This is a genomic window from Streptomyces sp. NBC_01381 (assembly GCF_026340305.1).
In the GTDB taxonomy this organism is placed as follows: domain Bacteria; phylum Actinomycetota; class Actinomycetes; order Streptomycetales; family Streptomycetaceae; genus Streptomyces.
The window spans coordinates 1,532,728-1,555,380 of record NZ_JAPEPI010000002.1 but is presented as its reverse complement, the minus strand read 5'-3'; the positions used below and the strand labels follow the sequence as shown (position 1 = coordinate 1,555,380).

At 70.3% G+C, this 22,653-nt stretch carries 18 protein-coding genes; 7 read left to right on the top strand and 11 right to left on the bottom strand.

Features of this window, described 5'->3' with window-relative positions; genetic code table 11:
- Positions 1 to 12: 12 nt before the first annotated feature.
- From OG453_RS28730 to OG453_RS28695, 8 genes are all read right to left on the bottom strand, one after another.
- Positions 13 to 1,962: a non-ribosomal peptide synthetase gene (locus OG453_RS28730; protein WP_266871428.1), complete on the bottom strand. Its 1,950-nt coding sequence runs from the start codon at positions 1,960 to 1,962 to the stop codon at positions 13 to 15.
- Positions 1,963 to 1,990: 28 nt separating this feature from the next.
- Complete coding sequence (locus OG453_RS28725; RefSeq protein ID WP_266871427.1) at positions 1,991 to 3,037, bottom strand: HAD family hydrolase; 1,047 nt, start codon at positions 3,035 to 3,037, stop codon at positions 1,991 to 1,993.
- Positions 3,034 to 4,218, bottom strand: a complete 1,185-nt coding sequence (locus tag OG453_RS28720) for an acyl-CoA dehydrogenase family protein (protein ID WP_266871426.1) — start codon at positions 4,216 to 4,218, stop codon at positions 3,034 to 3,036. Before OG453_RS28720 ends, OG453_RS28725 begins: the two co-directional genes overlap by 4 nt.
- On the bottom strand, positions 4,211 to 4,531 hold the full coding sequence (locus tag OG453_RS28715) for an acyl carrier protein (RefSeq protein ID WP_266871425.1): 321 nt from the start codon (positions 4,529 to 4,531) through the stop codon (positions 4,211 to 4,213). Before OG453_RS28715 ends, OG453_RS28720 begins: the two co-directional genes overlap by 8 nt.
- A complete protein-coding gene (locus OG453_RS28710) occupies positions 4,528 to 5,541 on the bottom strand; it encodes a 3-oxoacyl-[acyl-carrier-protein] synthase III C-terminal domain-containing protein (protein WP_266871423.1) in 1,014 nt (337 codons plus the stop codon). Before OG453_RS28710 ends, OG453_RS28715 begins: the two co-directional genes overlap by 4 nt.
- Positions 5,538 to 6,992, bottom strand: a complete 1,455-nt coding sequence (locus OG453_RS28705) for an NAD(P)/FAD-dependent oxidoreductase (RefSeq protein WP_266871422.1) — start codon at positions 6,990 to 6,992, stop codon at positions 5,538 to 5,540. The genes OG453_RS28710 and OG453_RS28705 overlap by 4 nt, the downstream gene beginning before the upstream one ends.
- Positions 6,993 to 7,298: 306 nt before the next feature.
- Entirely contained in the window at positions 7,299 to 7,907 is a 609-nt protein-coding gene (locus OG453_RS28700; protein ID WP_266871421.1) for a response regulator transcription factor, read from the bottom strand.
- A gap of 3 nt (positions 7,908 to 7,910) precedes the next feature.
- On the bottom strand, positions 7,911 to 8,948 hold the full coding sequence (locus OG453_RS28695; protein ID WP_266871420.1) for a sensor histidine kinase: 1,038 nt from the start codon (positions 8,946 to 8,948) through the stop codon (positions 7,911 to 7,913).
- A gap of 831 nt (positions 8,949 to 9,779) precedes the next feature.
- Between OG453_RS28695 and OG453_RS28690 the strand changes: the two genes are divergently transcribed.
- The 3 genes from OG453_RS28690 (at position 9,780) to OG453_RS28680 (ending at position 12,342) form a co-directional block, all read left to right on the top strand.
- A complete protein-coding gene (locus OG453_RS28690; RefSeq protein WP_266871419.1) occupies positions 9,780 to 10,475 on the top strand; it encodes a helix-turn-helix domain-containing protein in 696 nt (231 codons plus the stop codon).
- A 236-nt stretch (positions 10,476 to 10,711) separates the two neighbouring features.
- A complete protein-coding gene (locus tag OG453_RS28685; RefSeq protein WP_266871418.1) occupies positions 10,712 to 11,122 on the top strand; it encodes a hypothetical protein in 411 nt (136 codons plus the stop codon).
- On the top strand, positions 11,122 to 12,342 hold the full coding sequence (locus tag OG453_RS28680) for an MAB_1171c family putative transporter (protein ID WP_266871417.1): 1,221 nt from the start codon (positions 11,122 to 11,124) through the stop codon (positions 12,340 to 12,342). Before OG453_RS28685 ends, OG453_RS28680 begins: the two co-directional genes overlap by 1 nt.
- Positions 12,343 to 12,434: 92 nt before the next feature.
- On the opposite strand, the gene OG453_RS28675 is transcribed toward OG453_RS28680, so the two are convergent.
- The 3 genes from OG453_RS28675 to OG453_RS28665 all read right to left on the bottom strand — a co-directional run bounded on the left by OG453_RS28675 (position 12,435) and on the right by OG453_RS28665 (position 16,371).
- Complete coding sequence (locus tag OG453_RS28675) at positions 12,435 to 12,707, bottom strand: hypothetical protein (RefSeq protein ID WP_266871416.1); 273 nt, start codon at positions 12,705 to 12,707, stop codon at positions 12,435 to 12,437.
- 10 nt (positions 12,708 to 12,717) lie between these two features.
- Positions 12,718 to 14,481, bottom strand: a complete 1,764-nt coding sequence (locus tag OG453_RS28670) for a S8 family serine peptidase (protein WP_266871415.1) — start codon at positions 14,479 to 14,481, stop codon at positions 12,718 to 12,720.
- A 1,437-nt stretch (positions 14,482 to 15,918) separates the two neighbouring features.
- On the bottom strand, positions 15,919 to 16,371 hold the full coding sequence (locus tag OG453_RS28665) for a MarR family winged helix-turn-helix transcriptional regulator (protein ID WP_266871414.1): 453 nt from the start codon (positions 16,369 to 16,371) through the stop codon (positions 15,919 to 15,921).
- A 91-nt stretch (positions 16,372 to 16,462) separates the two neighbouring features.
- On the opposite strand from OG453_RS28665, the gene OG453_RS28660 reads away from it, so the two are divergent.
- The 4 genes from OG453_RS28660 to OG453_RS28645 all read left to right on the top strand — a co-directional run bounded on the left by OG453_RS28660 (position 16,463) and on the right by OG453_RS28645 (position 22,444).
- Positions 16,463 to 17,155: an SgcJ/EcaC family oxidoreductase gene (locus OG453_RS28660; RefSeq protein WP_266871413.1), complete on the top strand. Its 693-nt coding sequence runs from the start codon at positions 16,463 to 16,465 to the stop codon at positions 17,153 to 17,155.
- 186 nt (positions 17,156 to 17,341) lie between these two features.
- Positions 17,342 to 18,841, top strand: coding sequence for a 3' terminal RNA ribose 2'-O-methyltransferase Hen1 (locus OG453_RS28655; RefSeq protein ID WP_266871412.1), 1,500 nt, complete (start codon positions 17,342 to 17,344; stop codon positions 18,839 to 18,841).
- Positions 18,838 to 21,405 (top strand): polynucleotide kinase-phosphatase, encoded by a 2,568-nt coding sequence (locus tag OG453_RS28650; protein WP_266871411.1) that lies wholly within the window; start codon positions 18,838 to 18,840, stop codon positions 21,403 to 21,405. The genes OG453_RS28655 and OG453_RS28650 overlap by 4 nt, the downstream gene beginning before the upstream one ends.
- 115 nt (positions 21,406 to 21,520) lie before the next feature.
- Positions 21,521 to 22,444: an LLM class F420-dependent oxidoreductase gene (locus OG453_RS28645; protein ID WP_266871409.1), complete on the top strand. Its 924-nt coding sequence runs from the start codon at positions 21,521 to 21,523 to the stop codon at positions 22,442 to 22,444.
- Positions 22,445 to 22,653 lie beyond the last annotated feature (209 nt).

Genomic DNA, 22,653 nt, shown 5'->3' with positions numbered 1-22,653 from the left:
GGCGTTCTTCCTTCACAGTTCGTAGGCGGCCGGGGCGTCCGGGGTGCGTGCCGGGATTCCGGGGGCAGGGCCTTCGCCGGTACCGGTACCGGTCCCGGTCCGGCTGACGATCGCGTCCGCCTGCGCGGAGATCGTGATGAGGTCGAACAGCTCCCCCACGCGCAGCACCCCCGGCCACTGCTCGTTCAGGCGGGCGTGCAGATCGATGATCTTGAGTGAACTGCCGCCCACCGCGAAGAAGTTGTCGTCCGGCCCGATGTCGGAGTGGCGCAGCACGGCCGCCCAGATCTCGCCGACGACGCGCTGCGGTCCGCTCCACCGCGTGTGGCGCGGGGCGGTGCCCGCTCGGGCTCGGGCGAGCGTGCTCAGGGCCGCCCGGTCGGCCTTGCTGCTGGTGTTGAGCGGCATGGCCGTGAGGGGGACGAACTGAGCGGGCACGGCCTGTTCCACGAGGTGGTCCAGGCAGTACTGGCGCAATTCGGCCGAGGAGGGCGAGGAGGGCGACGCGGCGCCGGGCGCGGCCGGCGTCCAGAAGGCGACCAGCCGGGACCCGCCGCCCTCCCCTTCTGCTTGGTCCGACCCTGCGTGGTCCGACCCTGCTTGGTCCGACCCTGCCTGGTCCGACCCTGCCTGGTCCGTCTCGTACAGCACGACTGCCTGTCCCACAGCCGGATGGGTCTCCAACACGCTCTCGATCTCGCCGAGTTCGACGCGCAGGCCGCGCACCTTCACCTGGAAGTCGGTCCTGCCGTAGTAGTGCAGCGCCCCCCGGTCGTCGACGAGGGCCCGGTCGCCCGTGCGGTACAGCCGGGTCCCCGGCAGCCCGAAGGGGTCCGCGACGAAGCGTTCGGCCGTCCTCGCGGGCTGCCCCGCATAGCCGATGGCGACGAACGTCCCACCGACGTACAGCTCGCCCACGGTCCCGGCCGGGACCTCGCGCAGCCGCTCGTCCAGCACGTACGTGGTGGCGCCCGGCCACGGGCGGCCGATTGGGACGCGCTCCTGGTCCGGGTCGGGGTCGGGCTCGACGGTGCAGGAGATGGTCGTCTCGGTGGGCCCGTACTCGTTGGCCAGGCGCACGCCCGGCAGCAGCCGCCGGTGGGTGCGGACCAGTTCGGGCGTGCAGACCTCGCCCGCGACCACGACCAGGCGCAACGTGTCGGCAAGCAGGGTGCTGTGGTCGAGCAGCGCTCGGTAGTAGGACGGCACCACGATGAGGTGGGTGGCGCGGTGCTCCCCGGCGAGCAGGGCCAGTTCGCGGGCATGCCGCAGTTGGCGGGTGTCGGGGAGCAGCAAGGTGTGGCCGCCCCGGAACGACCAGAACATCCCGCCGAGCATGCCGTCGAAGGAGAGCCGCATGGCCATCAGGTACGTGGAGGGCTCGGTGCCGTAGACGTCGGCGCGCGGCGCGGTGGACGCCGCGAGCTGGGCCCGGCTGACCACGACGCCCTTGGGGGTCCCGGTGGAACCGGAGGTGTAGACGAGATAGGCGGGGGCGCTGTCGGGCACGGGCGGGTACGGGTCGTCCCGCTCCTGGGATCCCGCGGCGATCAGCGCGGGCACGTCGAGCCCCGCGGCGTCGATCCACCGGGACGGTGCGGCAGGTCCGCCCGGATCCGCCCCGCCCTGCTCGGGCGCGGCGCTCAGCAGGACCGCGCAGTCGGTGTCCCGGCACAGCTGCCGCACGCGCGCCGCGGGCAGGTCGGGCTCCAGGGCGCACCAGGCCGCGCCGACGCGCAGGGCCGCGAGGACCGCGATCACGGCGAGGTCGCCCTGCTCGACACGTATGCAGACCACCCGCCCCTGACGCGCGCCGTTCTCCCACAGCAGCCGGGCGAGCCCGGCGGACGCGTGGTCGAGTTGTCGGTACGTCAGCTCTGTCGCCCCGACGATCAGGGCGGTGGCGTCGGGGGTGCGGGCGGCCTGCCGCCGGAAGTTCGTCAGGACGGTGTCGCACTGCACGGGGGCAGCCCTCCCTCTCGTATGCCTCTCAGGCGCGGCTGAGTACCTGGATGTGCTGCTGCCGCTGAGGCGTGGCGCGGGCCGGGTCCACGGCGAGGACCATCAAGGGGCCTTCGGACGCCACTTGTTCGTATCCGGCGAAGCGGAGCGTGACCAGCATGTTGCGGTTGACGTCGGTGGGGACGAAGTGGGCGACGGGTCTGCGGCCGCCCTCCCGCGCCTCGCGGATCAGCTCGGTGAGCAGTACGCCGCCCACACCGCGCGACGCGACCCGGCAGGACATGAGCATCAGCCTCAACACGGCGTCGTCGTGGCGCAGTTCGGTGACGGCGAGGCCGATGACGCCGTAGTCCCCGAAGCGGTCCCGCAGTTGCGCGACGCGCACCTGATGGTCGGGCGACGTGCTCAGCCCGCGCAGTTCCCGGGCGTTGTACGTCAGTCCCGTGCTGTTCAATTGGTGGGTGCGCACGGTGAGTTCACCCGCACGGTCGAGATCGTCCGGGGCCGCCGGGCGCACCTCCATGACAAGGTCGAGGGAGGTGAGGAACGCCTGCCGGTCGGTGCCGAACTCCTCCTGGGCCTCCCGGCGCCGCCATTCGGTGCGGTACAGCTTGCGCCGCCCGGCCGCCTCGGCGGTGATGTGCTCCGGCTGGAAGTCGGACAGGGCGGGAAGGCGGGCGACGTCCTCGGCCGGGTAGCAGCGGACCGAGGGAAGAGCGGCGGCGACCTCTGCCCGTTCCGCCGGGTCGTTGTCGATGAACGCGATGGTGTCCAGACCGATGTTGAGGGTTTCGGCGATGTGGCGCACGGCGCCGGACTTGTCGTCCCAGCCGACCTGGACCGCGCAGAACCAGTCGTCGAGGCCTCGCTCGGTCAGATGGCGGGCGATGACCGCGGGGTCGCTGCGGCTGGCGGCCGCGTGCAGCACACCCCGCTTGTCCAGCACGGCGAGGGTCTCCAGTGCTTCCGGGAAGGGATCCGGGTCGTCCTGCTCCAGGACCACGCCGTCCCACAGCGTGTCGTCGAGGTCCCAGACCAGGCACTTCACGGTCGGGGAAGTCGCGGGTGCGGTCATGCCCGGCCCCCGGCGGTCGGCCCGGCGGTGCCGAGGCGGTACGGGCGCACGAGTCGTTCGGCGATGTGCGTTTCCAGCACCTGCTGCGCTCCTTCGATGATCTCCATGACCTTGGCGTCCCGGAAGTGGCGTCCGCTTCTGCAGTCCGGCTCGCATCCGACGGAGCCGAGGAGTTGTACGGCGTCGCGGCTCACCGCGGCGGCGGCGGACGCTGCCGCGTACTTGGCGACGGTGGTCTCGGCAACGCCGAGTCCCGCGCCGCGCGCCCGCGCATCGGCCGCCCGCTCGGCCAGTTGACGGGCCGCCAGGGTGTCGACGTACGCCTTGGCCAGCAGCGAAAGGACCCGTTGGTGGCTGTCGAGAGGGACACCGTCCTGGACGCGGGTTGCGGTGTGCTCGGCCGCGTCGGCCAGGCACGCCTCGGCGATGCCGACACACCCCCAGGCCACGGTGAACCGCCCGTGGTCGAGCGCGCTGCCGACCACATGACTGAGCCCGAGGCCGGGCGGGGCGACGAGGTGGTCGCGGGGCACCCGTACCGCGTCGAAGGTGACATGAGCGATCCGTGCGGCGCGCAGGCCGAGCTGGCCGCGTACCGCCTCCCTGGACACTCCAGGGCGGTCCGCTTCGACCAGCACGGTGGCCGGCCTGCCGTCCGTCTGCCCCAGGACCAGGTACACGTCGGCGACCTCGCCGAAGGTGACCCACCTCTTGCGTCCGCTCACCGTGACCGTGCCGCCGGCGCCGGTGTCGTCCACCTGGGTCTGGACTGCCCCCAGCGCACTGCCCGCGCCCTCTTCGGTCGCGGCGAATCCGGCGGTCAGCTCGCCGCTCGCGAGCGGCACAAGCCACTCGTCCCGCTGGGCGCGTGTCCCCCAGCGGTGCAGCGTGGCAGCGACCATGCCCTGCACGGTCAGCAGGCCACGCATCGACCCGCACACCCCTCCCAGGAGCGCGGCCGTCTCGCCCAGCGCCGCGGGGCCGATGCCCGCCCCGCCGTACGCCGTGGGCAGATCGGCGGCGAGCAGTCCCGCGGCGGCCATCTCCTTGCGGACGGAATCGGGCAGCGCCCCCTCCCGGTCCCAGTCGGCCGCCGCTTTCTGAACAGCCGATGCCAGCTCCGCCGCCGCGCGCAGCACGGCTGCGGCCCGGCCGTCGGCGGGTGCTCCGGCGTCAGACACGGTCGTCACCCAAGTCCGCCGGGGCGGCCTCGCCCGTCTTGCGCAGCACGAGCCGTGTGATGTTCCCGGCGGTGCGGAAACTCGCCACGTCGAGGTCCTCGACCTCGACGGTGAAGCGAAAGGTCCGCTCGACGAACGTGACCAGCTCCAGTGCGAAGAGCGAGTTGGCGAGGCCCAGCGCGAAGTAGTCGTCGTCGGGCCCGACGGGCCGGTGCAGGGCGGCGGTGAGGAACTCGATGACGACCCGGGTGATGTCCTCGGGGACGGCTCGGGCGGCCGCGGTGTTCCGGGTGTCATGGGCGGGGTTGGTCACGCCACGGCCTCCTGGGGACCTATTTCGACCAGCAGCAGGCTCCAGGCCGCCACCGGGCTGACGTTGATCAGGACGACACGGTCTCCGGTCGCGAACTCCTTGCGCTCCAGGGCCGTGTAGAGGTTGAGGAAGACGTCGTTCGGGCCGAGGTGGCCGTAGCGCCGCAGGTTCTCCCGGCATACGGAGTGGATCTCTATGCCCAGTGCTTCCTCGGTGAAGGTGTGGCTTCCGGCGGAGAGGTTGTGGCTGAAGTAGCCGCGCACGTCGCCCCGGTCCAGGCCGTTGCGCTCAAGGAGCTCGCCGAGGAGCTCCGTCAGCCTGTTGCGCGTCTCCATCGCGAGCTGGAAGGAGTAGCCGCGAAGGTCGGTGCACTCCTCGCGCCACTGCGCGGTGGGCCGGTCCCGGTACTTCACGTGGAACAGGTCCCAGTACTGGCCCTGGGTGCGCTGGACGACGTCGAGGATCCGCACCGGGCCGCCGCGGGACACCACCAGGGCGAGCCCGCCGTCGCCGTTGACGGTCACGGGGTGCCGGTAGCGGGTCGCCGCCGCGGGTCTGCTGCCGTGTACGACCAGGACGTGGTCCGCCGACCGGTCGGCGGCGAGCAATCCGCGGGCCGCGAGGAGCGCGGGGGTGATCGATACGCAGCCGAGGCCGCCCACCGAGAAGACCGTCGCCGTCTCGGCGCCGAGCAGGTGCTGCAGGCGGGTCGGCTCGGAGCTGAGGAGGGTCTCCGGTGCCCGGGACTCCACCAGGATCAGCCCGCTCAGGTCCCTGGCGGTCAGCCCGGCCTCGTCCAGCGCGCGGCGCGCGGCGCGCTCGGCCAGACCGACGGCGCCCAACTCGTCGTCGACGCGGACGGTTTCGATGCCCAGGCCCTGGAGCGTGCGTTGCGCCGCCTCGTCCCTGGCCGTCAGGGCCGAGACCTCGGCGGTGCGCTCCGGCAGGTACCAGGCGGCCGAGCGCACCGCGATGGGCTCGGCGGTGCTGCGACTGGCATGCGGGGTCATGTTTCCCTCCTGCCGTGGGGGGCCAGTGATGGCGGGACTCGGATGCCGTGTTCGCGGCGCAGCGCGGAGAGCGCGGCCAGATGGCCGGACATCCCGTGCACGCTGGGTCCCGGAGGCGTGGAGGCCGAGCACAGGTACAGGCCGGGCAGCGGGACCTTGTACGGATCCCACTTCGCGGCGGGGCGCAGCAGCGACTGGCGCAGGGTCATGGCCCCGGCTCCGATGTCGCCGCCGACGTAGTTGGGGTTGTACGTCTCGTACTGGGCGGCGCTCACGCCGCGCGCGGCGACGACGGTGTCGCCGAAGCCCGGCGCGTACCGCTCGATCCGGCGACGGACGAGGTCGACGGGGTCGCGCGGGTCGCCGTGCGGAACGTGGGCGTAGGCCCAGACGGGACGCTTGCCGCCGACGGCCCGGCCGGGGTCGGTCGCGGCGGGGTCGACGAGGAGTACGAACGGCTCGGGGTCCCGGGTGCCGCGTACGGCCGCCGATTCCGTACGGAACATGTCGGCGCGGGTACCGCCGAGGTGGACGGTGCCGGCCCGGCCGGTTTCGGGGTCGGCCCATGGGATGGGTCCGGACACCAGGAAGTCGACCTTGGCCGCCCCCGGTCCGTACCGGAAGCGTTCCAGGGCCCGTCGGTAGCGCCCGGGCAGCCGGTCGCCGGCGATCTGGAGGAGCCCCTTGGGGCTGGTGTCGAGCAACACCAGGGGTACGTCCCCGAGTTCGCCGAGGTCCTTGATGTGCTGTCCGGTGTGGATGCGGCCGCCGTGCGCGGCGATGTCCGCCGCGAGGGCGTCGGCGATGCGGCCGCTGCCGCCCCGGGGCAGCGGCCAGCCCGTGCTGTGCGCCAGGTGTCCCAGGAGTAGCGCGACGGCGCTTGCGGCCGGCGAGGGGAGTCTGCCGACGGCGTGCGCGGCGACACCGGTGAGCAGGGCACGAGCCCGCTCGGTGCGGAAGGGCAGCCTGGTGGCATGGGCGAGGACCCTGGGCGCGAGGAGGAGCGGCGCCGCCAGGTCGTCGGGGACGGCGCGCTGGCCGGAGAGGATGAGGTCGACGACACCCTGGCTGTGTGCGGCGAGCGGCGCCATGAGCCGCCGCCAGCGTCCGCCGTCCGCGCCGAGTCCGGCGCTGGTCTCGGCGAGGTCGCGGTGGGCGAGGACGGTGTCCTCGCCGAACAGCGGGTGGGCGTAGGGGATGTCGGGCTGGAGCAGGTCGACGCCGCGTGCGGGCAGATCGAACTCCCGGAAGAAGCGGGACGCGGCCGCCATGGGGTGCACCGCCGCACAGATGTCGTGCACCACGTCGGAGTCGAAGAGCGGCTCGGTGCGCAGACCGCCGCCGAGCGTGTCGTGCGCCTCGTACAACTCGACGCTGAGGCCCGCCCGCAGGAGCGTGACAGCGGCGGCGAGCCCGTTGGGGCCCGTACCGACGATCACCGCGTCCGTCATGCGACGCCCCTCTCGCTGGTCTCACGGAGGGCTCGTACAAGGGCCTCCGTCGGTCACACGCTGGATACAAGCAGCAGCCGAGAGCCCTCGATATGGCGCAGATCACACCCCTAAGCGGAGTTGACCCTTCTGGATGCTTGACATTCGTCATGACTCCGCGATGACGGATGCCACCATGATCCATGCCGCAATTGCCGCCTTGACCTGCAATTTCGCCGCATCAATCGACGACGCGGACACCGTCGGCGCAGAGAATGTGACCGATGCCACACGAGTTCGGGACCGAGCTTCCCCGCTCCGCAGGGGTCAGATCCAGCCCTGCCGACGGGCGACATGGGCGGCCTCATGCCGGTTCGCCGCCTTCAGCTTGCCGGCGATCCGCGAAAGGTAGTTGCGTACGGTCCCGGGGGACAGGACCGCGCGCCGCGCCACCGTGTCTATCGGAGCCCCGTCCGACGACAGCGCCAGGATGTCCGTCTCCCGCCGGGTCAGCGGGGACTCTCCCGCCGAGATCACCTTCGCGGCCATCTCCGGATCGACATAGCGGGCGCCCTGGTGAACCTTTCTGATGATGACGGCCAGCTCTGTCGCGGACGTTGTCTTCGGTACGAATCCCCAGGCTCCCACCGACAGGGCCGACGCGAGATATCCGGGCGCCGTGTGGGAGGTGACCACGACGCACCGTATGGAGGGCCGGGCCTGCTGCAGATCTCGGATGACGCTGATTCCGCCCTTGTCGGGCATGCTCAGGTCCAGAACGCAGACGTCCGGAACAAGCTTCTTCGCCAACTCGGCAGCTTTCACACCGCCTGCGGCCTCACCGACCACTTCGAGGTCTCCCTCTGCCGCCAACAGCGCGGAGAGTGCCCCCAGGATCAGCTTCTCGTCATCGGCCAGGAGGACTCGAATCCGCACGGCTCATTCCTCTCGCGCAAGGGGGACAGTGACCAGGAGGCGGTAGGTGCCGCGAAGCTGAGGTCCGTGCTCCAGGCGCCCTCCCAGCGGTGCGACGCGCTGCTTCAGCCCGTCCATGCCCGTACCGAGCTCCGGTCGCCGGCCCGGCATGTCACGCACACCGTCGTTCACCACCCGCAAGACGCACTCCCGCGCTCCGCCCGCGCCGGACACGGCCAGCGTGATCGTGCAGGCAGTGGCGTCGGGCGCGTGCCGTATGACGTTCGTGGCCGCTTCCCGCACGGCCCAGCCGAGCACCTCCCGCACCTCACCGGGCAGGCTCAAGCCACAGTCCTCATCGGTGACTTCGCACCGGATGCCGGAGGCTCGGAGCAGGGAGCACGCGCTCTCCAGCTCGTCGTCGAGCGGCGCGGTGCGCACGGCGTTCACCACCGCCCGCAGCTCGCTCTGCGACATCCTCGCCAACACCTGCACCTCCTCCATCTCCTCCAACTTGCCGGTGCGTGCGATGAGTTCGGACTTGATCGCGATGATGGCCAGATGCCGCCCCAGCGTGTCGTGCAGATCGCGGGACATCCGCAGCCGCTCCTCGGCCACCGCCAGCAAGGGGGCCACACCTGCGGCGGTCTCGAGCCGGGAGATGACGGAGACGGGTCGCATCGCATTGCGGACGGCGAAGATGACGGTCAGCAGGACGCCCCCGGCGACCAGCGCCGAGGGCACCGGGGCGTGCGGGCTGACGGCGGCGGCCACCACAAGACACGTGGATCCGGTGAGCAGTTGAACGCGCAGCGGCAGCTCTGCCACTGCGACGGCCGCGGGCACGACGGCCATACCGGAGAGCGGGACGACCTCCGCCCGCGCGAAGGCACCGGTATAGGGGAGCAGCCAGAGGCAGGCCAGCCACACGGCGGCGGGGGCGAGCAGGGCGAGCGGCGGGACCGGGTAGGGGCATCCGGTCCACACCGGACGCAGCAACGCCCCCAGATGAAGGGCGTAAAGGACGGATACGAGCCCGAGGACGGGGTGCGGATCGGGCATCTCCGCAATCAGAAGGAAAACTAAAAGGGGTGCGGTCAGACAGACGGCGAGTCCCTGCCGGGTGTGCCTCGCAAGTCTTTCGGCATCCCGGCGTGTGGCGTGCAACTGCGTGGATTCCATCGGAGGCCGGCTCGAAACCCGATCAGAGAGCGGGGCGGATGCGATGGGCGGGTACTGACAGGATTCGGGCAGGTAGGGCAAGACGGGCCTCACAAGGTAGGTGCATCACGCAGGTACGGTTCGGCCTCGCCGGGGCAACTACGGGCAGGCACTGGCCCGTTCGGGCTCTGGAGGCAGTCGGAGGCATGGGGCAGCCCGACCCCATCGCACCGCGGAGGGGGATCCACGCCCCAGTGGGGCGGCACCCGAATCCGACGTGATCAATGGCGCGCGCCCAAGAGAGCGGCAGCCAGGGGGAGATCGCGACTCATGGACCGTCCGGGCCCAGCAGGCACGGCTCGTGGCTCAAAGAGACTTATGCGTTCAAAGAGACTTACGCCCGGGGGAACATCGGGCGTCGGCACCGTCGTCGACGAAGGCCGCGCAAGGGTGCACCGGCGCATCTCGCGGCGCGTGAAGCCTGAAAGTAGACATGAAAATCCCCCTGAACATGCCGTGCTGGAGATACATCCGCTTGATCAGCCGTTCGCACCGAATCCTCACCGCCCACCCGCACAAGTGTCAACTATTGATGGCACCCTCATGAAGCCTCCCGAATGACCTGCCTGGTGACCGGCAACTCTCCGATGTATGGGAGCGCCTATGTGAAGCAGGCCGGGCCCTCTAGACTCCCCTGACCCCCCACGCCCTGAGCAGACGAGGAGCTTGGCTGTGAGTGAGAGTGGTGACGAGCTGGCCCAGCGGGTGGCAGTGCGCCTGGAGCGCCTCTTCCAGAACGTCATCCCGGCCCGGCTCGGCCGGCCATGGACGAACCGGGAAGTCTCCGAGGCCACGGGCGTGGCAGTGGGCCGGATCGCCGGCCTTCGCCGCGGCCGACCGCTCGAACCCCTGCACCGCGACCCTCCGCAGGAGCACATCTCCGCACGCTTCACCGACCGCCTCAACCATCTCCTGGCGCAGCGCGTGGACGAGCAGGGGCAGCGCTATTCGCTGCGGGCGGCAGCCAGGGCATCGGGGATGTCCTCGACGTATCTCGACAAGCTGCTTGAAGGCCGCAGCCAGCCCACACTGTCGAAGCTGGCGCCGCTGGCCGCCTTCCTCCGGATCGGCATCGACGCCCTCCTGACGGACGATCTGGGCTCCATCGCCCACCACTTCGGAGTCCGCAGGGAAGCCCTCACCTACGACAGCAGCGAGCCGGTGGTCATCGAGCTCGAAGACACCCTCAAGGCCCTGGCCGCCTATCGCCGCATCGCTCACAATCCGGCCGCCGTGCAGATCGCGTTCCGCATGGCCGGCCTCCCCCCGGGGCAGGCGTCCGAGGTCGCTGCCGCGGTGGAGAGCCTGCTCGCGGACCCGGACCCGTCCCCGCACGACGCTGCCTCACAACCCCCCGGCCCCCATTAGCCCGACACCACCGATACGGCATTTGCAAACGCGCTGAGCGGCCCAATATTTCGCACCCGTGTCCAGGACGCGGCGGGGAGCCATAGGATCACCCGTACGTGGCCCTGACCAGACCACAGGCGTCCAGACACTACGGGGGCAACATGCGAATCGGCCGTGAACGGCGGCGCGCAATCAGGCTAATTCGGGAACTCGATCTTCCGGAATTGCCTGTGCTAAAGGATGTAATCGAATCGGTGGCACGAGCGCGGGACAGACCGGTCGAGGTCGCCTACCGCCGACTCCCCTCCGGTCTCACCGGCTTCTGCGCGCAGTTGGCCCACCGCGATGTCATCGTCATCGGCGACAGTGCGTCCCCCCTGAACAGAATCCTCACCGGCTGCCACGAACTCGTGCACCTGTGGCGCGGGCACACTCCGACGCCAGGCGCCCTGTTCGACAGCGCCACCGCGCGCACGCTGCTGCCCGGGATCCGTCCGGACGTCGTCCGCGGGGTCTTGATGGGGCGCTCCCACTACGGAGCGCCGCTGGAGCGGGAGGCCGAGGTGGTGGCCACCCAGTTGGTCACCATGCTGGACCTGCGGGCGGATCAGATCGGCAACGCTCAGCTCGCGGCCTCTCTGGCCCATCGCAGAACCGGTGTCTGATGACGGTCCTCAACACCGTGTACGTCGTCCTCTACTTCCTCCTCTGCGGGGTGTCGGTCATGACGGCGGCCAGCAAGATCCTCGCGCTGCGCAACAACTTCTCCCGCTCTCTGAGCATCCTCGCCTGGGGAACCCTGCTGGCCGCCGGTTCCTTTCTGATCATGTATCCCGCCGTCTACCGGTGGATCGGAGCCGTCTCCGGCATCCCCACGCTCAGCGCCCTGCTGATCTATCTGTGCATCTTCGGCTTCGCCATCAACTCGCATGTGCTGGTGCGCCTTTGGAGCCAGGACCACGGCGTCGTCTGCCAGCTGGGACTACGCCGCCTGGCCCGCCCGGCCACGCTGTATCCGCCGCTCGGCATCGCCATGGTCGCGCTCTACTTCACGGCTTCCTTCAGTTTCCCGCAGGAGCTGCGGACGGGCCGCATCACCGCCGACACCCACCCCCTGACGGTGTACTTCTTCGCCACCACCTGGGTGGCAATCGCCACTCCCCTCCTTGCCACCGCCAACCACTGCAGCAAAATCCGCATGGCCTGCCAGTCCGAGCACCCCTCCATCAGCCGAGGCCTGCACGCAGTCCAGATCGGGGCGCTCCTCCTGGGGTCCTCGTACGCGCTCAAGCTCCTGCCGCTGACGGCCAGTTCCTTCGGCGCCCATCACATCGACGTACTCCACCTCGGCACCCCTCTCCTGAGCGGCGCCGGCACCCTTCTTGTGCAATACGGTTATCTGGCACCGGCCCTGGGCGCCTGGATGGACGAGCGCCGTGACTTCCGCACACTCCGCCCCCTGTGGAAACTGACCATGCAGGCCAGTGATCCACGCCTGGTACTCGCTCCGCCCGGCCCGCTCACGGAGAAGCTCGCCCTCAACGTCACCAAGTGGTACCTGCCCCGCCGCATCATGGAGATTTCCGACGCCATCCACGCTCTTCACCCCTGGATGCGCCCCGAGCCCGCTGACCGCATCCGGCAGTCAGCCCGCTCCACCCCCACCCCGGACCTCACGGCCGCATGCGCGGCCGCCACGCTCATCGACGCGATCACCCGCAAACGACAAGGCGTTCCGCCCCGGCCGGACACCCCCACGACTCCCCTGCTCTCGGTCCCGCCGGCCGAGGAACGGGCCCACCTGGTCCGCATGGCCACCGCACTCCAGCACCCCGACAGCCGCCACCCGGGCCTGCAGGGCGGGACGGCCCTGATCCCTGCGTAAGCCCTGGTGCCCCGGGCCGAGCGAGGCCGGCGGACTCCGAGCTGACCAAGCCGGTCAGTGGCGACCCAGCTTGCGGGGCAATGGTGGTGTGCTCATGTCGGGTTGCGGGTGGCGGACAAGGTGAGGGAGAGGACCCAGGGCTGCTCGGAAAGTGTTTCGACGTCCTCCCGGGACAGAGTTCCCGTCATGACGGCACGGCCGGGTGCGGCCGCGCTGTCGACTCCTCGGCTCTGCAGGTGTTCGAGCTGGGGAGGCGAGGGCGGTTCGGTCAGGCGTACGAGCACCAGCATGTCCCGGGCCTGGGGAACGCGGCCCTCGGCGTCGATGGCCATGGCGAGGGAGGAGTCGAGTTTCCGGTAGTCCACAGGTCGATTCTCAGAGATTGGCGGCGTTGATGAGGCCGTCGCCCCACTTCGGGTCGAAGGTTCCGGATGCGGCGCCGGGGACGGCCGCGTTCTGCCGGAAGAGTTCCTTCAGCTTGCCGGGGTCACAGCCCGGGTCGCGCTGCAGGATGAGGGCGGCGAGCCCAGAGACGAAGGGGGCGGCCATGCTGGTTCCCTGCATCGCCACGTGCTGTTCGTCCGTGATGAAGCCCGGGTCCAGGTCCACGGCGTCCCGGGACAGCGCTGAGACGATCATGGCTCCGGGAGCGGTGATGTCGGGCTTGTGCGCCCCGTCCCGGCGCGGACCCTCGCTGCTGAAGCTGGCGATGTTTCCGGGTTCCAGCCAGAACGCCTCCCGGTCGACGCCGTCGATGTCCTTCCACTCGGTACGGGTGGTGAAAGCAGCGACGGTGACCGCGGACGAGGCGGCTCCCGGCGAGCCGACCTTGACCGCGTCGTGCACGGCGCGGCCGCTGAACTGCGGCTGCGGTCGGGCGTCGGAGCGGCCAAGCATCCAGACATCGACCTCGCCACTCGTGACGTTCGCCCCGCGGAGAAGCAGCCGCCACTTGCCGGGGGCGGCGTTGGCGGGGCCGCCGGTGCCCCTCGGCTCGACCTGGACGAAGAAGTTGATGTCGCCGTTGGCCGGGTCGGGGCCCGGGGTGGTGATCTGGACCTTGCCCCCTGAGATGTTGAAATCGGTGCTCGGGCTGCCCGAGGTCCGTACCGGCTGGAAGGGGGTCGTTGCGCCGGTCGGGGAGGCCATCGCGACCTCCAACTGGTCACTGCCCGCGTACCAGCCGTTGAGCCAGAAGATGTCCGGCTTGCCGTCGAAGACGCCAGGGTGGCAGGTGATCGCGCGGTTGGCGCCGTGCGGGACGGTGACGCGGGCGTGGATGTCGTCGTCGCCCTCGTTGCCGGCGGCGCACACGACGATGCGGCCGGGGCCGGTCTCCTCCTCGATCGACTGGGACATCGTGTCGGTGCCGTCGTGCGCATCGAAGTGGCCGCCCAGGCTGAGGTTGACGACCGCGGGCAGCTCCAGGTCGCGAGCGACACGGAAGATGTACTGGATACCGTCGATGATGTGGGCGTCCTGGAAGTCCGTCTTGACGATCACCAGGCGCGCCTCGGGAGCGATGCCCTCCGCACCGGCAGCGATGCCGGCGACATGGGTGCCGTGGCCCTCGATGTCGCGGGACAGGGTGGCCATGGCCATCCCGGCGTTGACGAATTCCGCTCCGTACCGGCCCTCCGGCACTCCGGAGCCGCCGCGCAGGGTCTGGTCCCAGATCCGTTCGATGCACCCGGTGAAGGCCGTGTGCTGCGTGTCGATGCCGGTGTCGACGATCCCCATGACGACGCCCTTGCCGGTCAGGCCGGAGCTCGTCCGGAATTGCGGCACGCCGACGTTCTGCTGAGCGAGGTTCAGGTACGGGCGCAGCCTGGTGGCCGGCACGATGCGCTTGATGCCGGGGTGCTCGCTGAGCCGCTCCAGCTCGTCGAGGGCAACAATGGCAGTCTTCACCCGAGTGCCGCCCTGGTTGAGGACGATGCCGTCCCCGAGACCGCCGTCGGAGACGGCGTCCGGGTCGCATTCGACGGAGACGACGACGCGCAGCGGCTTGGCGCGCTCCCGTACGGAGATGAGCCCGAGTGTCCCGGCCTGAGGCCGCAGGGGCTCGCGGCTGCCGCCCTCCTGGTGGTAACGCTCGTAAGTCGCTGCCAATGGAGGCGCCAGCTTGGTGTAGTCCATGACCGCTCTTCCTTCAGGGCTCGTCGACAGGTGTCTCCAGCGTTGATCGCGGGCGCCGGGAGTACACGTCCGACATGCCCTCCCACTCCGACCTCACTCGATTGGTTGCGCAGGAGTGGCAGGGGCGCGGAGAGTGTCCGGTCTGACGGAGGCGACCTACACAGGGCCTGAGAAGTCGCTGACACACCTCCGGCACACCACGTGTCGCTGCTGGTCCGCGGCAGACTCCAGCCGCAGCCGCTACTCGACCTGTTCGTCCGCGACGATCCTGGTCAGCCAAGCCAGGGGAAGCCCCTTCGGTGAAGGCCAGTTCCTCTACTGCACCACGCTCTTTGAGGTACGTCGCCAGTTCGGCGTCCGCAGTGAAATCGCCGGTCGACCAGCCGATCGCTGCGCAGCAAGGCAGCGACGCGGGTGGAGTTGTGACGGGAGTACCCGGCCGGGACGCCGGCCTCGGGCGGGAGCACCGCGAGGATTTCCTCGTCGCGGTCGAGGAGATCCAGCAGGCGCACGAGTTCAGCGCGGGCACTGGAGGAATCGGCAGCAGCAGAGCACCACAGATCAAGTGCTTCGTCGTGCCGGTCGCTGTTCTGGTCAGTGAGGAGCGTGGCGATCTGTCCGCGCGCCGAGTCGACGATGTGCTGGGTCTTGAGGAGCAGTGTGATGGCTTGGTCCTGGTGGCCTCGTCCGGACTGCCATGGATGTCCAGGACCCGGGCGAGGCCAGTTGCAGCGCACTCGAAGCTGCCCGCGTACTTGCGTAGCTCGGCAATCCGCTGCTCAGGGTCGGGGAAGTCCGAGTGGGACCACCCGACCAGGGTTTCGACTGCGACGTCGCTTCCGCTGCGGGCGAGTTCCTCAACGACTCCCCGCGCATAGGAGACGTGCCCCTGCCCTCGCCAGAGCCCCGTTCGCAGGAGGTAGTCGGCGAGGACGTAGCCGCGCACCATGCCCGGCTTGTCGGCAATTGGGCTCAGAACGGCGGACGTTCCATCGATGGTTGCCGCGGCGTATGCGAGGGCCTGCGCCATCCACTGCTCGTCGAGGCGGGCACGCTGTGCTTGGGTCAGATGGCCGAGGGCCGCTGTGCCGAGCAGCGCGGCGGTGAGGACCTCTGGACCGCCGAGCCTGCCTATGTCGACTACTGCGGCGATCAGGGCGCGGCCTCCCGGAGGGCCGGTGCGCCAGCGGCGCAGCAGGGTGGGCGCGCCGGCCAAGGCTGCACGCGTCGTTCAGGAAGCGGTCCAGGTCGTCGAGCCGCACCAGCAGTTTGCCCGGACCGCTGGTGGCAAGGCTCCGAAGCTCGGCGACGTCGCGCGGACGGGGAGAAACGCGCCGGCCAGATCTGGACGGACTACATGACCCAACCGCTGGAGGGCGAGCCCCCGACCCTGTTCGACTTGCGGTGGCGGCGGCACTGAAAGCTCCGCCCGACACCTCACTGATCGCGCAGCTGCTCGGCGGCTTCCTGGTACGCCTCGGCGGCACGGGCGAAGTAGTCGAAGAGGACGTCGAGTTGCTCCGGTGAGTACCCCCCGAGAATCTGCCCGATCTTCTGCCGCGCGGGGGCCATGACGCGGTCGAGGTCCGCGGGTTCACCGAGCGGCTCGACGGTCACCTTGCGCCGGTCGCCGGGGTCGGGCACGCGGCGCACGTAGCCCGCATGCTCCAGACGGTCGATGAGACGGGTGGTCGGCCCGGTCGTCAGACCGGTGCGCGCGGACAGTTCACCCGGGGTCATCGCGCCCGTCAGCTGCAGGATGTTCAGCGCGTACAGATCGGTGGCGCCGAGCTCGCAGGCCCGGCCGCTCGCATGACCGTGGAGCAGCACCGCGCTGAGGTACTGGCGGTAGATCTGGCCCGCATCGGGGCGCATGGCCGGCGTTGACAAGGGCTCCTCCACTCCCTAATTTCTTCCTCGATGAAGAGACTTCGTCTGCGCAGTAACTTCACCTAAGAAGTTATCACGGGAGGCCATGACCATGAACGCCACCAGCACAGCACAGTCCGAGCCCACCGAGTCCACCACCGCCCAGACGCCGGCCCCGAAGAGCCGCCGTCGCCGCCGCATCAAGATCACCCTGGGCGTCACCGCGCTGACACTGGTCGCGGCAGCGGGCGGCGGATACCTGTGGCTCAACGCCATCTCCGACGCGAAGAACCTCGGCGTGAGTGACTGCAACGCGGTCACACCCGAAGTCACCGCCACACCGGCCGGCACCGCGACCGCCGACGACCAGCGGGCGGTCTGCCGCACCCTGCGTTCGATGAAGGACGCGTGGGCCCGGCACGACGCCACCGCGTACGGTGACCAGTTCGCCAAGGACGCCACGTACACCAGCTACGTGGGCACCGCCTACCAGGGCCGACGCGACATAACCGAAGGCCACCGCGCTCTGTTCGACGGATTCCTCAAGGGCACCAAGCTTTCCGACTCGTGGCTCAGCATCCGCTTCTACGGCCCCGACACCGCCGTGGCCACCAGTCGCGGCGACACCTACGAGGGCGGGGAGCCGAAGGCGGCCGACCTCTCCAAGACGCAGACCTACACACTGGTCCGCCAGACCGACGGCACGTGGTGCATCGCCGCCTTCCAGAACACCAAGCGCCAGCGCGTCATGGAACGCATCTCATTCCTGTTCTCCCCCGACACCAGGCCCGCGGCCGAGAAGTGACTTCAAGACCGCCCCGCGCCGCAGCAAGGCCGGCGGCGTCGACCGCATCGACAGGTGATCCAGGGCGGCGGAGCAAAAATCCCTGAGTACGCCTCCGGTGTTCGCGTACGTTGTAGAGGCGCGCCGGAGCGACGGCGTCGCGCTGGAGTATCCCCAGCTCAGATCCCGTTTTGAGGTCTACCCACCGTGTTCCTGACGATCAGTACCACCGGCAGCCCTGAACGCCCCGCGACCGACCTCGGGTTCCTGCTGCACAAGCATCCCGACAACGCGCAGCGCTTCTCCACCTCGCACGGCACGGCGCACGTCCTCTACCCCGAGGCGACCGCCGAGCGCTGCACCGCGGCGCTGCTGCTTGAGGTGGACCCCGTGGCGCTCGTGCGCCGGGGCAAGGGCAAGGGGCGCGGCGGTGCGGCCGACGCGGCACTCGCGCAGTACGTCAACGACCGCCCGTACGCCGCGTCCTCGCTGCTCTCCGTCGCGATGAGCACGGTCTTCAAGAGCGCGCTGCGCGGCGTGTGCAACGCCCGTCCCGAACGGGCCGCGACCCCGATGCCGCTGCGCATCGAGGTGCCCGCGCTGCCCGCGCGCGGCGGCGCCGATCTGGTGCACAAGCTGTTCGGGCCGCTTGGCTGGGACAGCGTGAGCGCCGAACCGGTCGCCCTCGACGAGCAGTTCCCCGAGTGGGGCGACTCGCGTTACGTACGCCTTGTCCTGGAGGGCGAGTTGCGGCTCGCCGACGCGCTGCGGCAGCTGTATGTGCTGCTGCCCGTCCTCGACGACGCCAAGCACTACTGGGTCGCGCCCGACGAGGTCGACAAGCTGCTGCGGGCGGGCGAGGGCTGGCTGGCCGAGCACCCCGAACAGAAGCTGATCACCAGCCGCTATCTGTCACGCCGCTGGGGTCTGACCCGGCAGGCGATGGAGGCCCTTGAGCTGGTGCGGCTCGCGGAGGCCGACGACAGCGAGGTCGAGGAGATCGACAACGCGGTCGACGAGACGACGGACACCGAGGAGAAGCCGGTGCCGCTCGCGGTCCAGCGGCGCACCGCGATCGTCGAGGCGCTGCGCGCCGCCGGGGCGGGCCGGGTGCTCGATCTCGGCTGCGGGCAGGGGCAGTTGGTGCACGAGCTCCTGAAGGACGTGCGGTTCACCGAGATCGTCGGCGTCGACGTCTCCGTGCGGGCGCTGACCGTCGCCGCGCGCCGGCTGCGCATCGAGCGGATGGGTGAGCGCCAGGCGGACCGCGTGCGGCTGATGCAGGGCTCGCTCGCCTACACCGACAAGCGGCTCAAGGGGTACGACGCCGCCGTCCTGAGCGAGGTCATCGAGCACCTCGACCTGCCTCGCCTCCCCGCCCTGGAGTACGCGGTGTTCGGTTCTGCAAGGCCCCGGACCGTGCTCGTGACGACGCCCAACGTCGAGTACAACGTCCGCTGGGAGACGCTCCCCGCCGGGCATGTCCGCCACGGCGACCACCGCTTCGAGTGGACGCGCGAGGAGTTCCGGAGTTGGGCCGGTGAAGTCGCCGGACGGCACGGCTACGACGTGGAGTTCGTGCCCGTCGGGCCCGACGACCCCGAGGTGGGGCCGCCGACCCAGATGGCCGTGTTCACGATGATCGCCGACGACGGCAAGACGGCCGACGACAACAAGCCGAGCGCGAAGGAGGCGAAGGCCGCATGACCAGTACCGAAACCCCCACGGGTGCCGGCAAGAAGCGCACTCTCCCGGTGACCGACCTCTCCCTCGTGGTCCTCGTCGGCGCCACCGGCTCCGGCAAGTCCACGTTCGCGCACCGGCAGTTCAAGGCGACCGAGGTGATCTCCTCGGACTTCTGCCGCGGGCTCGTCGCCGACGACGAGAACGACCAGAGCGCGAGCCGGGACGCCTTCGACGTGCTCCACTACATCGCCGGGAAGCGGCTCGCCGCCGGACGCCTCACCGTCGTGGACGCGACCAATGTGCAGGCCGAGAGCCGCAAGCAGCTCGTCCAGCTGGCCCGCCAGTACGACGTGCTGCCCATCGCGGTCGTCCTCGACCTGCCCGAGGAGGTCTGCGCCGAGCGCAACGCGACGCGCCCCGACCGGGCCGGCATGCCCCGCCACGTCATCGCGCGCCACCGCCGCGAGCTGCGCCGTTCGCTGCGCGGCCTGGAGCGCGAGGGCTTCCGCAAGGTGCACGTGCTGCGCAGCGCGGCGGAGGTGGAGAACGCCGAAGTCGTCCTGGAGAAGCGCTACAACGACCTCACCCACCTCACAGGGCCCTTCGACATCATCGGCGACATCCACGGCTGCCGCTCCGAGCTGGAGACCCTGCTCACCAAGCTGGGATACGTCGACGGGGCGCACCCCGAAGGCCGCACGGCCGTCTTCGTCGGCGACCTCGTCGACCGCGGCCCCGACAGCCCCGGCGTACTGCGCCGCGTCATGGCGATGGTCGCCGCCGGCAACGCCCTGTGCGTGCCCGGCAACCACGAGAACAAGCTCGGCCGCTACCTCAAGGGCCGCAACGTCCAGCACACCCACGGCCTCGCCGAGACCATCGAGCAGTTGGAGAAGGAGGACGCCAAGGACCCGGAATTCCGGGAGCGGGTGCGGGAGTTCATCGACGGACTCGTCAGCCACTACGTCCTCGACGGCGGCAAGCTCGTCGTCTGCCACGCCGGCCTGCCCGAGAAGTACCACGGCCGCACCTCGGGCCGGGTCCGCTCGCACGCCCTGTACGGGGACACCACCGGCGAGACCGACGAGTTCGGCCTGCCCGTGCGCTATCCGTGGGCCGAGGAGTACCGGGGCCGGGCGACGGTCGTCTACGGCCACACTCCCGTGCCGAACACCAGCTGGATCAACAACACCATCTGCCTGGACACCGGCGCCGTCTTCGGCGGCAGGATGACCGCGCTGCGCTGGCCCGAGCGTGAACTCGTCGACGTACCCGCCGAGCAGGTCTGGTACGAGCCCACCCGACCCCTGGCCACCGAGGCACCCGGCGGCCACGAAGGCCGGCCGCTCGACCTCGCGGACGTCAGCGGCCGCCGGACCGTGGAGACCCGGCACTCCGGCCGCGTCGCCGTGCGCGAGGAGAACGCCGCGGCGGCCCTGGAGGTCATGAGCCGCTTCGCGGTGGACCCCCGGCTGCTCGCCTACCTCCCGCCCACCATGGCCCCGACCGCGACCTCCCAGGTGGAGGGCTACCTGGAGCACCCGGCCGAGGCCTTCGCCCAGTACAAGGCGGACGGTGTCGCGAAGGTCGTGTGCGAGGAGAAGCACATGGGCTCGCGAGCGGTCGCCCTGGTCTGCCGCGACGCGGACGTGGCGCGCGAACGCTTCGGCGCCGAAGGCCCGACCGGCGCGCTCCACACCCGCACCGGACGCCCCTTCTTCGACGATGCAACCGTCACCGAGGAGATCCTCGGCCGACTGCGCGCCGCCGTCACCGAGGCCGGGCTCTGGCAGGAACTCGACACCGACTGGCTGCTGCTCGACGCCGAACTGATGCCCTGGTCCCTCAAGGCATCCGGCCTGCTGCGCAAGCAGTACGCCGCCGTGGGCGCCGCGTCCCGAGCCGTCTTCCCCGGCGCCATCGCCGCCCTGGAGGCGACCGCCGCCCGCGGCATCGACGTCGGAGACCTGATCGCCAAGCAGTACGAACGGGCCACCGACGCGGCCGCGTTCACCGAGGCCTACCGCCGCTACTGCTGGCCGACGGACGGCCTGGACGGCGTACGCATCGCGCCGTTCCAGATCCTCGCCGCCCAGGGCCGCTCCCTGGCGGCGATACCGCACGACGAACAGCTCGCCTGGCTCGACCGCCTCGTCGAACACGACCCGACCGGTCTCCTCCAGACCACCCGCCGTCTCGTCGTCGACACCGGCGACGAGGCATCGGTCCGCTCCGGCATCGACTGGTGGCTGGAGATGACAAGCCGCGGCGGCGAAGGCATGGTCGTCAAGCCGCTCCAGGCGCTCGTGCGCGACGGAAAGGGCCGGCTCGCCCAGCCCGGCATCAAGGTGCGCGGCCGCGAGTACCTGCGGATCATCTACGGTCCCGAGTACACGCGCCCGGACAACCTGGACCGGCTGCGGCAGCGCTTCCTGAACCACAAGCGCTCGCTCGCCCTGCGCGAGTACGCCCTCGGCCTGGAGGCCCTGGACCGGCTCGCCGACGGGGAGCCGCTCTGGCGCGTCCACGAGGCGGTCTTCGCCGTCCTGGCCCTGGAGTCGGAGCCGGTCGACCCGAGGCTGTGAGGCTCCGCCCGCCAACAGAGCCGTCGGCAGTGGCACTTACCGTGCCGCTGCCGGCGGCGGCAACACGGATGGTCCAAGACAGAAACCGGATCCCTTATCCGGGCAAGATGGCTGTATGGACCTTCGAATCTTCACCGAACCGCAGCAGGGTGCGACCTACGAGACGCTGCTCCGCGTCGCCAAGGCCACCGAGGACCTCGGCTACAGCGCCTTCTTCCGCTCCGACCACTATCTCGTCATGGGCTCCTCCGACGGCCTGCCCGGCCCCACGGACGCCTGGATCACCCTCGCCGGACTCGCCCGCGAGACCCGGCGGATCCGGCTCGGCACGCTGATGACCGCGGGCACCTTCCGACTGCCCGGCGTCCTCGCGATCCAGGTCGCGCAGGTCGACCAGATGTCCGGCGGCCGCATCGAACTGGGCCTCGGCTCGGGGTGGTACGAGGCGGAGCACACCGCCTACGGAATCCCCTTCCCGAAGGAGAAGTTCGGGCGCCTCGAGGAGCAACTCGCCATTGTGACGGGCCTGTGGGAGACACCGGCCGGCGACCGGTTCTCCTTCGACGGTACGTACTACCAACTCTCCGATTCCCCCGCCCTTCCCAAGCCCGCGCAGTCGAAGGTGCCCGTCCTCATCGGCGGCCACGGCGCCAAGCGGACGCCCGCCCTCGCGGCGCGGTACGCGACTGAGTTCAACATTCCCTTTGCCTCTCTGGCCGATACCGAGCAGCAGTTCAAGCGGGTGCGCGCAGCCGCCGATGAGCACGGCCGCAAGGCCGACGACCTCACTTACTCCAACGCTCTGGTGGCCTGCGTCGGCAAGACGGACGCGGAGGTGAGGCGCCGCGCCGCCGCCATCGGCCGCGAGGTGGAGGACCTGAAGGCGAACGGGCTCGCCGGGTCTCCCGCGGAGGTCGTCGAGAAGATCTCCGCCTACGCTGCCGTCGGCTCGCAGCGGATGTATCTGCAGATCCTCGACCTCGACGACCTGGACCACCTGGAGCTGATCTCCTCGCAGGTCATGCCGCAGCTGGGCTGACCGCATCTGGTGCCGAGCGGCCTGCGGGACCACGGACCACGGGACCGCAGGACCGCGTGGTGCTCACGGCGTTCACCGGCGGGCCTGGACCGCACAGGCACAGGCACAGACCCAGGCCCGCTCGAACGCCCGTCAACTCCACCGGTCCCGCCGGTCCTCCCCGCCCCGGCCGGGTGAAAATCCGTCAACCCGGAATCCGCCCCACGCCC